Annotated in this window: 11 protein-coding genes and 1 riboswitch; of the genes, 5 read left to right on the forward strand and 6 right to left on the reverse strand. The window is 72.2% G+C overall.

Annotated elements, in window-relative coordinates; translation table 11 throughout:
• Window positions 1-5 precede the first annotated feature (5 nt).
• The 5 genes from OG595_RS32190 to thiO all read right to left on the reverse strand — a co-directional run bounded on the left by OG595_RS32190 (window position 6) and on the right by thiO (window position 5,241).
• Window positions 6-875, reverse strand: a complete 870-nt coding sequence (locus OG595_RS32190) for a deoxyribonuclease IV (RefSeq protein ID WP_329278109.1) — start codon at window positions 873-875, stop codon at window positions 6-8.
• A 34-nt stretch (window positions 876-909) separates the two neighbouring features.
• Window positions 910-2,865 (reverse strand): Stk1 family PASTA domain-containing Ser/Thr kinase, encoded by a 1,956-nt coding sequence (pknB, locus tag OG595_RS32195; protein WP_329278112.1) that lies wholly within the window; start codon window positions 2,863-2,865, stop codon window positions 910-912.
• Between the two features lie 184 nt (window positions 2,866-3,049).
• On the reverse strand, window positions 3,050-3,877 hold the full coding sequence (locus tag OG595_RS32200; protein WP_329278115.1) for a thiazole synthase: 828 nt from the start codon (window positions 3,875-3,877) through the stop codon (window positions 3,050-3,052).
• Between the two features lie 3 nt (window positions 3,878-3,880).
• The gene (gene thiS / locus OG595_RS32205) at window positions 3,881-4,081 is read right to left on the reverse strand and encodes a sulfur carrier protein ThiS (RefSeq protein ID WP_329278117.1); all 201 of its coding nucleotides are present in this window, start codon (window positions 4,079-4,081) and stop codon (window positions 3,881-3,883) included.
• Window positions 4,078-5,241: a glycine oxidase ThiO gene (thiO, locus tag OG595_RS32210; protein WP_329278119.1), complete on the reverse strand. Its 1,164-nt coding sequence runs from the start codon at window positions 5,239-5,241 to the stop codon at window positions 4,078-4,080. Before thiO ends, thiS begins: the two co-directional genes overlap by 4 nt.
• Window positions 5,239-5,351, reverse strand: a riboswitch (TPP riboswitch). (Overlaps the previous gene by 3 nt.)
• Before the next feature lie 428 nt (window positions 5,352-5,779).
• On the opposite strand from thiO, the gene OG595_RS32215 reads away from it, so the two are divergent.
• From OG595_RS32215 to OG595_RS32235, 5 genes are all read left to right on the forward strand, one after another.
• Window positions 5,780-7,018: an NAD(P)/FAD-dependent oxidoreductase gene (locus OG595_RS32215; RefSeq protein ID WP_443073234.1), complete on the forward strand. Its 1,239-nt coding sequence runs from the start codon at window positions 5,780-5,782 to the stop codon at window positions 7,016-7,018.
• A gap of 85 nt (window positions 7,019-7,103) precedes the next feature.
• Window positions 7,104-7,475 (forward strand): Rv2175c family DNA-binding protein, encoded by a 372-nt coding sequence (locus OG595_RS32220; RefSeq protein ID WP_329278121.1) that lies wholly within the window; start codon window positions 7,104-7,106, stop codon window positions 7,473-7,475.
• A 109-nt stretch (window positions 7,476-7,584) separates the two neighbouring features.
• On the forward strand, window positions 7,585-8,271 hold the full coding sequence (gene thiE / locus OG595_RS32225; RefSeq protein ID WP_329278123.1) for a thiamine phosphate synthase: 687 nt from the start codon (window positions 7,585-7,587) through the stop codon (window positions 8,269-8,271).
• A gap of 92 nt (window positions 8,272-8,363) precedes the next feature.
• Window positions 8,364-9,287, forward strand: a complete 924-nt coding sequence (gene metF, locus OG595_RS32230) for a methylenetetrahydrofolate reductase [NAD(P)H] (protein ID WP_164314545.1) — start codon at window positions 8,364-8,366, stop codon at window positions 9,285-9,287.
• Window positions 9,288-9,343: 56 nt separating this feature from the next.
• Entirely contained in the window at window positions 9,344-10,420 is a 1,077-nt protein-coding gene (locus OG595_RS32235; protein ID WP_329278126.1) for an SCO2102 family sporulation regulator, read from the forward strand.
• A 46-nt stretch (window positions 10,421-10,466) separates the two neighbouring features.
• Here OG595_RS32235 and OG595_RS32240 read toward each other — a convergent pair whose 3' ends face one another.
• On the reverse strand, window positions 10,467-11,975 hold the full coding sequence (locus tag OG595_RS32240) for a phytoene desaturase family protein (protein ID WP_329278128.1): 1,509 nt from the start codon (window positions 11,973-11,975) through the stop codon (window positions 10,467-10,469).
• Between the last annotated feature and the right edge of the window lie 81 nt (window positions 11,976-12,056).

A 12,056-nucleotide genomic window follows, 5' to 3' on the forward strand; every position in this document is an offset into this window, starting at 1 on the left:
CTCTCCTACCCGTCCCGGAGTTTCTTCAGCCGCTCCACGTCCGCCGCGTGCCCTTCCTTCCCGCCGGGCGTCTCGATGATCAGCGGTACGCCCTCGGTCGCGGGGTGCGTCATCAGCGCGCGGAACGGGTCCTCGCCGATATGACCCGCGCCGATGTTCTCGTGCCGGTCCTTGTGAGCGCCCACCACGTCCTTCGAGTCGTTGGCGTGGATCAGCTTCAGCCGCCCCTCGCCGACCGTCTCCACGAGCAGGTCGAGGGTCTGGTGCATCCCGCTGGGCCCGGTCAGATCGTGCCCGGCGGCGAAGATGTGGCAGGTGTCGAGACAGACGCCGAGCTTCGGATGGGAGTCGAGCGCCTCGAAGTACGGCCCGAAGTCCCAGGTGCGCGAGCAGAGGGAGGAACCCTGCCCGGCGGTCGACTCCAGGAGCAGAAACGGGTCGTCGTCATGGGTGAGCTCGTCGAGCAGCGGCAGCAGGTGCTCCCGTACCTGCTTGAGGGCCACGGACCGGTCCCGCCCGCCGGTCGCGCTCCCGGTGTGCACCACCACACCCAGCGCACCGATCTCCCGCCCGCGCCGCAGCGAGTGCCGCAGCGACTCCACCGACCGCTCGACGGTCGCCTCGGTGTGCGAGCCGAAGTTGATCAGGTACGGGGCGTGGACGTACGCCGGGATCGAGCCGTCGGCGCAGGCCGCCCGGAACTCCTCGTCCTGCCGGGGACTTCCGGTGGGCGTCGCCCAGCCGCGCGGGTTGGCGACGAAGACCTGCACGGTCTCGGCCAGGAGGTCGCGGGCGTAGGACAGGCCGACGGAATGGAGGCCGCCGGCCACGGGAACATGGCCGCCGACGGGGTTGCGGAGCTGCTTGCTGGTCACCCTTTCAGGGTGTCACGCGGCGCTCCGCCTCCCGTCAGCGGATCGTGATGGTGATCGTCGACCCCTTGGCGGCCGTGTCGCCGCCGTCCACGGACTGCTTCTTCACGGTGTCGCCGAAGAGCCCGAGCAGCCCCCGGTCCTCGTCGACCGCGAACCCGGCCCCCTCCAGAGCCGCCTTCGCGTCGTCGACGCTGTCGCCCACGACATCCGGGACCTCGATCATCTCGGGACCCTTGGAGATCGTCAGCGTGACCGTGTCGCCCTCCTCGGCCTCGCTGCCGCCCTCCGGCGACTGGACGGCGACCTCTCCCTGCTCGAACTCGTCCGAGTTGACGGTCCCGGTGGCGACCTCGACCTTCAGCCCCGCCTGCTCCAGCTCGGCCTGCGCGTCGGCGAGAGTCGCCCCGGTGACGTCGGAGACCTCCACCGGGCTGCCCTTGCTGACGACGAGGGCGACCGCGGAACCCGCGCGCCGCTCGGTGCCGGCATCCGGGCTGGTGCTGATCACGGAACCGCGGGGCACCTCCTCGCTGAACTCCCGGGTGACCCGCCCCGGCTCCAGCCCGTCCCGCTTCAGCAGCGCCCTGGCCCTGTCGAGGCGCAAGCCCGTGACCTGGGGCACGGGCACGGTCTCCGGCCCTCGGGAGATGGTGAGGGTCACGGTGTCGTTGTCCCGGATGCGCTCGCCGACCTTCGGGTCCGTACTGATGACGGTCCCGCGCGGCACCGTGTCGCTGTAGTCCCTCTCGATCCTGACTTCGAGCCCGGCGTCCGTCACCCGGGCCGCCGCCCGTGCCTCGGTCTGCGACAGCACCGCCGGGACCTTCGTGAACTGCCCGGAGTTGATGTACCAGACGCCCGCGCCCGCGCCGAGGGCGAGCAGTACGGCGGCGACGATGACGACGAGCGGCGCACGCCGTCTGGGACTCCGCGGGGCCCGCCGGGAGGGCGGGGCGGTCTCCGGGGCGGCGACGGACCCCAGTCGGCTGGTCCGGTTCAACCGCCGCCCGTCGACCGGGGGTTCGTCCTCGTTGACGGGCAGGGGGCGCGGCACGGACAGCGCGCGCGGGATGACGCTCGTCAGGTTCTCGGCGTTGTCGTGTTCCGAGGCGATGGCCTGCGGCGGTACGGCGTCCAGCTGCCCGGCGTCGAGCGACCCGCGCGTCTCCAGGACCTGCGAGAGCAGCGCCACGGCGTCGTACGGGCGGATGTCGGCGTTGCGCGCGGTGGCCGAGGCGACCAGCGCGTCCAGCTCGAAGGCCAGCCCCGGTACGAGGGCCGACGGCGGCGGTACGTCCTCGTGCAGGTGCTTGTAGAGCACCAGCGCGGGGGAGTCGCCGTAGTGCGGCTGGTCGCCGGTCAGCATCTCGTAGAGGACGATCCCGCAGGCGTACACGTCGACCCGGGGATCGGTGGTGCCGCTCTCGATCTGCTCGGGCGCCAGGTAGGAGACGGTGCCGAGGACGGAGCCCGTCGTGTTGGTGACCGTGTCCACGGCCCGCACGAGCCCGAAGTCGGCGACCTTGACCCGCCCGTCGTCCCCTATCAACACGTTCTCGGGCTTCATGTCGCGGTGGACGAACCCGGCCCGGTGCGCGGCGCCGAGTGCGGCGAGCACCGGCTCCAGGATGTCGAGCGCGGCCCTCGGCTGGAGCGCGCCGCGCTCGCGCAGCACGTCACGCAGGGTGCAGCCGGCGACGTACTCCATGGCGAGATAGACGTACGACCCGTCGGTGCCCTGGTCGAAGACCTGCACCACGTTGGGGTGCGCGAGCCGGGCCACCGACTTCGCCTCCCGGATGAACCGCTCGACGAAGGACACGTCGGCGGCGAGCGTCGGATGCATCACCTTGAGGGCGAGCACACGGTCGAGGCGGGTGTCCACGGCCCGGTAGACCGTGGCCATCCCGCCGACCGCGATCCGCGCGTCCACGCGATAGCGGCCGTCGAGCACCTGCCCGACGAGAGGGTCCTGAAGGGTCGTATCCACGCAGGTGAGTGTACGAGCCGTCGCTGACAGGCCCGCAGTTTCGGCCAGGAAAGCACAGGAAAGCAGCGGGACTGAAGCCGACCTGTGACGCGGATCGCACCGGACGGCCGCCGACCGAGAGGAACCTCCACAGGAGTGCTGCACGTGTAATCGGGCTCGAAACGGGTGGTGCGTGGGTGGGAGATCAGACGGGAGGGAAGAGGGAAGTGCCGGGTGCCTGGAAAGCGGGCCGCTCGGGATCCAGCTCGGCGAGCCCGGCGACAGGGGACGACGCTGCGGCAAAGTGCCGCCGGGGTATCCGACCCGCCCGGTATGCCAACCGGCCCGCTTTCACCCCGCTTCGCATGGCGGCAGCCATCAGCACCGGCTCCTGCGCCCGCGTCACCGCCGACGCCAGCATCACCCCCGCGCACCCCAGCTCCATCGCCAGTGCCACATCCGACGCCGTCCCCGCTCCCGCGTCCAGAATCACCGGCACACGCGCGTGCTCCACGATCAGCTGGAAGTTGTGCGGGTTGCGGATCCCCAGCCCCGACCCGATCGGGGACCCGAGCGGCATGATCGCCGCGCACCCCACGTCCTCCAGCTTCCGCGCCAGCACGGGGTCGTCGTTCGTGTACGGCAGCACCGTGAACCCGTCCTCCACCAGCACCTCCGCCGCGTCCAGCAACTCGATGGGGTCCGGCAGCAGCGTCCGCTCGTCGGCGATGACCTCCAGCTTCACCACGTCCGTACCGAGCGCCTCCCGGGCCAGCCGGGCCGTCAGCACGGCCTCACCGGCGGTGAAACACCCCGCCGTGTTGGGCAGCACCTGGATTCCGAGCCGCTCCAGCACCGACAGCACCGAGCCGTGCACCGAGGGGTCGACGCGCCGCATCGCGACCGTCGTCAGCTCCGTGCCGGAGGCCACCAGCGCCCGCTCCAGCACGTCGAGGCTGGGCGCACCACCCGTACCCATGATCAGCCGGGACGTGAAGGTCGTACCGCCGAGGACAAAGGGATCGTCGGCCATGGCTCAGCCTCCCTGGACGGCGGTGAGGACCTCTACGCGGTCGCCCTCGGAGAGGGAGGTCGACGACCACCGCGCGCGCGGGACGACGGTTTCGTTGAGCGCGGCGGCCACACCGGAGGGCGCCGGGGTGAGGGACTTCACCAGCGTGTCGAGCGCGGTGCCCGGGGAGACCTCGCGCCGCGCGCCGTTCACCAGGATGTTCATACGAGCTGCTCCATACGTACGGTGTCGAACCGGCGCGGCGTGAAGGCCCGCGCCTCGTCGGGCAGTTCACCGGTGGCCAGAACAGCGGCCATGGCGTCTCCCGTGACCGGTGTCAGCAGCACACCGTTGCGATAGTGGCCGGTGGCCAGCAGCAGCCCCTCCAGGGCGGTCGGGCCGAGCAGCGGCGCGTTGTCGGGGGAGGCGGGGCGCAGGCCGGCCCGGGTCTCCGTCAACGGCAACTCGGTGATCCCGGGGACGAGTTCGTGGGCGTCGCGCAGCAGCTCGTACACACCGCCCGCCGTGACCGTCGTGTCCCAGCCCAGCTCCTCGCTGGTCGCCCCGACGACCAGTTCACCGTTCTCGCGCGGCACCAGATAGACCTGGCTGCCGCGCACCACGGCCCGCACGGTACGGCTCAGGAACGGCGCGTACCGCCCTGGCACGGTCAGCCGCAGCACCTGCCCCTTCACGGGCCGTACGGGCGGCAGGACGGCCTCCGGGACCCCCGCGAGCCGCCCGCTGAGGCTGCCCCCGGCCAGCACGACCGACCCGGCGGCCAGTTCGTCGCCGCCGGAGTCCAGGACCCCCACGGCCCGTCCCCGCCGTACGTCGAGCCGCTCGGCCCAGGTCCGGCGCAGCACCACCCCGGCCCGCTCGCACGCGTCGACCAGCGCCCCGGCCAGCCGCCGCGGATCGACCTGGTGGTCGCCGTCCACCCGCAGCCCCCCGCGCACGCCCGGCGCGAGCATCGGCTCCAGGCGTCGGCATTCGCGCCCCGAGAGCCACTCCGACTCCAGGCCGGACCGCTGTTGCAGGGCGTGCAGTTCGCGCAGTTCGGCGCGGTCGTCGGAGTCGAGCGCGACGGCGAGCGTGCCGCAGCGGCGGTAGCCGAGGTCGCGGCCGGTCAGCTCGGTGAGCTCGGCCACGAAGTCCGGGTAGCGGCGGGCCGACTCCAGGTTCAGCCCCAGCAGGGTCTGCTCGCCGTGGTGCAGTTCCGTGACGGCGGCCAGCATCCCGGCCGCCACCTGCGCGGCCCCGCCGCCCGGCACGGGATCCACGACGGTCGTGGCGAGCCCGCGCTGCGCGGCCCGCCAGGCCGTCACGAGCCCGATGATCCCGCCTCCGACGACAACGACGTCCGAGGTGTGTGTACGCGACATGGGCGTCCAGCCCCTCCCTTCGCCGGCATGACCCGGATCAGGTTCGTACGGTCGGAGGCCGCCCAGCCTCCCTCTCAGCCCGGTCCGCCCGGGCTCCCGCGAGTGCTTACGCTGGTCAGCCTAGCCCGCAGAGCAACGCACACGTAAGGGAGCCTTTGCCCATGCCCCGCTCGCTCGACGGTCTCGGCGTCAGCTACACGCGGTAGTGGTAGGAACGCGGTGTGCTGTGCGAGAGCCAAGCTGGCACAATTACCTCCCATATCCTCTGGGGCAACCGGGCTGGTTCCAACCCGGCTGGTGCTGATCACGTCAGACCCGATCGTTCACTGAGCGGCCGAGCAGTGTGAGCCAGGAATCCCCCTCGGTTGCGAGGGGGAGGGTTCAACTACCACGAGCAGGACGAGATCTGGGCCGAGTGCACGGGCGGATGTCCGACCCGGTGCTCGGCCCGGTGAGCACCTGGGTCGTCTGGCACTGTGCAGTAGGTCACTTCCCGCGCCCACTGACTGACAATTTGTCAGTTGTCTATGGTGATCGGGTGAGTGAGCAGACGCAGGCGCAGGGCACACCGGGCGGGTCGCAGCCGGAACGCGTGGTCGTGGTGGGTGCGGGCATGGCCGGGGTACAGACCGCGGTCGCCCTGCGGGAGCAGGGGTTCACCGGCACCGTCACGCTTCTCGGCGCCGAACCCCACCAGCCGTACGACCGGCCGCCGCTGTCCAAGGCGGTCCTGCTCGGCAAGGCGGAGGGCTCCGCCTTCGACATCGACTTCGAGGCCCTCGGCATCGAACTGCTGCTCGGGCGCGAGGTGCTGGGCGTCCGCGCCGCCGAACACGAGGTGGACACCCCGGACGGACCGGTGCCCTACGACGTCCTGGTCCTCGCGACCGGCGCCGAACCGATCCGGCTGCCGGGCACCGAGGGCGTACCCGGTGTGCATCTGCTGCGCACCCTCGACGACGCCGAGCGGCTGCGGCCCGTACTCGCGCGCCAGCACGACATCGTGGTCGTCGGGGCCGGCTGGATCGGCGCCGAGTTCGCCACCGCCGCGCGCGAGGCGGGCTGCGCGGTCACCGTCGTCGAGGCCGCCGACCGGCCGCTCGCGGGCGCCCTGCCCGCCGAGGTGGCCGCGCCGATGGCCGCCTGGTACGCCGACAGCGGCGCCTCGTTGCGCACCCACGCGCGCGTGGCCCGCGTCGAGCCCGGCGCGGTGGTGCTCGACGACGGCTCGCGGCTGCCCGCGGGCGCCGTCGTCGTCGGCATCGGGGCCCGCCCGGCCACGGCCTGGCTCACGGGCTCGGGAATCGCCCTGGGCGACCACCGCGAGGTCGTCGCCGACGACCACCTGCGCACCTCCGCGGCGGACGTCTACGCGGTCGGCGACTGCGCCTCCTTCCCTTCGGGAAGGTACGGCCGGCGTCTTCTGGTCCACCACTGGGACAACGCCCTCCAGGGGCCCCGCACGGTCGCCGCGAACATCATCGGGGAGACCCCGGCGGTCTACGACCCGGTCCCGTACTTCTGGTCGGAGCAGTTCGGCCGCTTCGTCCAGTACGTCGGCCACCACCAGTCCGCCGACACCACCCTGTGGCGGGGCGACCCCTCCGGCCCCGCCTGGACGGTCTGCTGGCTGCGGGAGGGCCGCCTGGTCGCCCTGCTGGCCGTGGGCCGCCCCCGGGACCTGGCCCAGGGGCGCCGCCTGGTCGAGGCGGGCACCCTGATGGACGCCGCCGCCCTGACGGACCCGTCCCGGCCGCTGAAGGCGGCCACGGTCTAGCGCGGCACGGCCCGGCGCCACCGGATCGGCGCAGGTCGGAGGGGCCCGGCTTCCGACTGTCAGTGCGGGATGGCACGCTTGTCCCGTGACCGAGATTGACGCAAAGATCGATGCTCTCGTCCCTGCCTGGCTCACCCTCCCCGACATCGCGGAAATCCTCGATATCGAGGTGACGCGCGTCCGGCAGCTGGTCAAGGAGGGCCAAGTGATCGCCGTACGCCGTGGTGAGAACCGTGCGCTGCACGTTCCCGCCGCCTTCATCGACGGGGTCGAGCGCAAGGTCGTCAAGGGCCTCACCGGCACCTTGACGCTCCTGCGGGACGACGGCTACTCCGACCAGGAGATGCTGGAGTGGCTCTTCACTCCCGACCCGAGCCTGCCCGGCACTCCCGCGCAGGCCCTCGCCGAGAATCGCGGCACGGAGGTGAAGCGTCGCGCCCAGGCGCTCGCCGTCTGATCCGACCAGCCGTTCCGGTGTGCGGGCCGTGGTCCGTACACCGCCACACCACACAGGGGCGCGCCCGGGGACACCCCCCCCCACGGGCGCGCCCATGGGGGACACCCGTATGCCCGAGACGACCGACACCGTGCCCGGGGCGACCACCGACGCCCGCACGACCCGCCCGCGGCTCGCCGACGCCCGGGTCTACCTCTGCACGGACGCCCGCAGACGGCAGGGCGACCTCGCCGAGTTCCTGGACGCCGTCCTGGCCGGCGGGGTCGACATCGTGCAGTTGCGCGACAAGGGCATGGAGGCGGCCGAGGAGCTGGACCACCTCCAGGTCTTCGCCGACGCCTGTGCCCGGCACGGCAGGCTCCTCGCGGTCAACGACCGCGCGGACGTCGCCCACGCGGCCCGTGCCGACGTACTTCACCTCGGTCAGGGCGACCTGCCGGTCCCGGCGGCCCGCGCGATCCTCGGCGAGGACATCGTCATCGGCCGCTCCACGCACACGGAGTCGGAGGCCGCCGAGGCCGCCGCCCAGGAGGGCGTGGACTATTTCTGCACCGGCCCGTGCTGGCCCACCCCGACCAAGCCCGGCCGCCACGCACCCGGCCTCGACCTGGTCCGCTTCACCGCCGACCTCGGCACCGGCCGCCCCTGGTTCGCCATCGGCGGCATCGACCTGGGCAACCTGGACGAGGTGCTGGCGGCGGGCGCCCGCCGGGTCGTCGTCGTACGGGCGATAACGGAGGCCGACGACCCGGGCGCGGCGGCGGCGGAGTTCGCCAAGCGGCTGCGAGCCCTGTAGCCGGTGTCCGAGGCGTGGACAACAAGTCGACAATCCGGGCAAATTTCCGCCATTCGGTTGGGGGACCGCCGCCCCCTGACTAACCTGCGGGTATGGCCCTAGGAACCGCGTCCACCAGGACTGACCACGCACGCACGGTGCGTGACATGCTCGCGTCCGGCAAGACCACGTATTCCTTCGAGTTCTCGGCGCCCAAGACTCCCAAGGGCGAGCGGAACCTCTGGAACGCGCTGAGGAGGGTCGAGGCGGTCGCCCCGGACTTCGTGTCCGTGACGTACGGCGCCGGCGGGTCGACGCGCGCGGGGACGGTCAAGGAGACCCAGCAGATCGTCTCCGACACGACGCTCACCCCGGTCGCCCACCTCACCGCGGTCAACCACTCCGTCGCCGAACTGCGCAACATCATCGGCCAGTACGCCGACGCGGGCATCCGGAACATCCTGGCCGTGCGCGGAGACCCGCCCGGCGACCCGATGGCCGAGTGGGTGCCGCACCCGAGCGGTCTGACGTACGCCGCCGAACTCGTGCGCCTCATCAAGGAGTCGGGCGACTTCTGCGTGGGCGTCGCCGCCTTCCCCGAGACTCATCCGCGCTCTCCCGACCGGGACACGGACGTCACGCACTTCGTCGACAAGTGCCGGGCCGGCGCGGACTACGCGATCACCCAGATGTTCTTCCACCCGGAGTCGTATCTGCGGCTGCGGGACGCCGTCGCGGCGGCGGGCTGCCCGACCCCGGTCATCCCCGAGGTCATGCCCGTGACCAGCGTGCGGATGCTGGAGCGATTGCCGCAGCTCAGCAACGCGGCCATCCCGTCTACCCTGAAAGAGCGGATCCTCACAGCCAAAGACGACGCGGCGGCTGTACGCTCCATTGGCATCGAGTTCGCCACGGAGTTCTGCGCGCGACTGCTGGCCGAGGGAATCCCCGGACTGCACTTCATTACGCTGAACAACTCCACGGCATCGCTGGAAATCTACGAAAACCTGGGTCTGCACCACCCACAGCGGGCCTAGACCGGCCGCACCGGCGTACGACACACTGCGTAGCGGCCACTGGGAGAGGGGCGTACATGGGCTGGACGGTCCTCTACATCGCGTTTGGCGTCGTCGCGTTGTGGCTGCTCGGCGAGGTTCTGCTGCAGTACAAGGCGCGGCTGCGCTGGCGGCTGTTGGCCTTCGTCGGCTTCCTCGGCGTGGTCCTCGGCGTGCTCATCCCCAATGTGCTGGTCATCGGCCTGGGCGCCGCGGCCTTCGCGGTCGGGCAGACATACGTCACCCTGTCGTTCCGCAGCGGCTTCTCGGCCGGCTGGGCCGTCGCGGGCCGCCCGGGCTTCCTCTCGCGGATCGGCATGGGCAAGGGTCGCGGCGAGGGGGAGTACCAGGACCCGACGCTGGAGGTCTCCGACCTGGAGGCGCCCGAGGGCGCGTACGGGCCGGGCAGCGGCCTCGGGAACGATTCCGCCGACAGCGTCGGGAACGACGCCTACGACACCGGTGCCGGAACGTACCTCCAGGGCGACGACTTCGACCGCGACTACGACCGGGACGACGTCTTCACCCCCGCCCGCTCCGCCCGGTCCGCGGGCGCCGAGAACGGCGCCGTCTACGAACCGCAGCCCCTCCCCGACGACACCGGCTCGTACGGCATATACAGCGACGCCGCCTACGCCGCGGCGAACGGCCAGGACCAGTCGTACGCCGGCGCGGGCCAGGACCAGTCGTACGCGGCGGCGGCCCAGAGCGGCGACCAGACCTACGGGTACGACGGCTACACCGGCTACGACCAGCAGCAGTACGGCTACGACGCCTCGGGCCAGCAGCAGTACGCCGCCTACTCCGACCCGTACATCGGTCAGGGCTACGGCGGCAACTCGTACGACGCCGGCTACGACCAGCAGCAGTACGGCCAGCAGGGCTACGGCCAGGACCAGTACGGCACCGGTGGCTACGGCGAGACCCCGGAGAGCGGTGTCTGGGTCCCGCAGCAGCGCAACACCGACGACCCCTTCTTCGGCGGCGAACTCCCGCCGGAGCAGCAGTATCCCTACCAGGACAACGGCAACGGCCAGGGCAACGGCCACAGTCAGGACCACGGCAACGGCCAGACGCACGGGCACGGGTACGACGAGCAGCAGTACCGCTTCTAGCCGCTCCGCTTCCGGGAACCGCCGTCCCGTCCGGGCATCCCGGGGTTCACTGTGAGCCCCGGAAGCCCGGCCCCTCCACGATCAGCCCCGCCACCAGCGCGCCCGACATGCCCGCGTGCGGAAGTCCGCCCCCGGGATGCGACCAGCCGCCCACGCGGTAAAGGCCCGGCAGCCGGGTGCTGTTGGCGGGACGCAGGAAGTCCCCCTTGCCGCCCGCGAGCGAGGGCGCCGGCGTGCCCCCGCAGAAGGCGCCCGTCTCGTCCCCGCTGAGACCGGGGGTCCGTATCTCCCGCCACAGGACCCGCTCACGCAGGCCGGGAACCGCGGCCCCGGCCGCATCGGCCATCATCTCCGCGAACCGGTCCGCAGAGCCGTCCGCCGCCCAGTCGCCCCTGGGCGGTGCCGCCGCCGTGAGGACCACGGACTCGTGCCCCTCGTCGGGCCGCAGCGCGGGATCGTCCGGCCGCAGCACGGTCACGGTGGGCCGCGCCGGGCCGGGTCCTTCCCCGCCCACCCAGTCCAACTCGGCCTCGCGGTCCGGCGCGTGCACGACCGTGCGGTGCGTGGCGCCCGTCTCCCGGGCCCCGCGCAGGGCCAGCAGCACGGTGAACCGGCCCGGCGACGGCGTCGACGCATCGGGGAGCACGTCACCGTCCGAGTCGAGCGACTGCTCCGTCAGTCCCTTGAGCCGTACGGGGTCCACGCCCGCCACGACATGGTCCGCCTCCGTCACCGTCCCGTCGGCCAGCTCCAGCCCCGCCGCCCGGCCGTCCTTCTCGACGACGCGCACGACCTCGGCGCCGAAGGCGAACTCGACCCGCCGGGCCAGACACCGCTCGTACACCGCGCGCGCCAACTCCCGGATGCCGCCCCGGACGTACCAGGTGCCGAAAGCGTGCTCCATGTACGGCAGGACGGCCGCGCTCGCCGGAACGTCCCGGGGGTCGAGGCCGTACGCCAGGGCGTGGCTGTCCAGGAGGGCGGTCAGGCGCGGGTCGCGCAGTTCCCAGGCGGCGACCTCGTCGAGCGTGCCGGCCCGACGGGTGCGCAGCAGCCGCTTGTGGGGGACCGCCGGATAGGGCTCCCGCTCGGCGAGCACCCGCCAGTCGGTCCACAGGGGCTCCTCCAGGAGCGGTCTGCGGGTGCGGTCCCAGGCCTCCCGGGCCCTGACCAGGAAGTCGCCCCAGCGCTCACCCGCACCGGCCCCCAGAGTCGCGTCCAGGGACTGGACGACGCCCGCGCGGGACGCGTTCGGCAGGGCGACCTCCGTGCCGTCCGGGAAGACGTGCCGGGCGGACGGGTCGACCTGGACCAGTTCGGCGCACTCCTCCAGGGGCTGCTTGCCGGTCTTGACGAACAGGTCGCGGTAGACCGCGGGGAGGGTGAGCAGCCCGGGGCCCGTGTCGAACGAGAAGCCGTCGCGCTCGAAGCGGCGGACCGCTCCGCCGTACGTCTCCCCACGCTCGTACACCGCCACCCGGTGGCCCGCGACGGCCAGCCGGGCAGCGGCCGCCATCGCGCCCATGCCGGCGCCGATCACCGCAATCCGTGCCATGACAGGGACTTTATCGGCCCCCACTGACAGTCCGGTCACGGGCCTGTGACCAGGGAGTTCGCGATAACGCGGCGGCCTGGA

Origin of the sequence: Streptomyces sp. NBC_01451 (assembly GCF_036227485.1) — a bacterium.
In the GTDB taxonomy this organism is placed as follows: domain Bacteria; phylum Actinomycetota; class Actinomycetes; order Streptomycetales; family Streptomycetaceae; genus Streptomyces.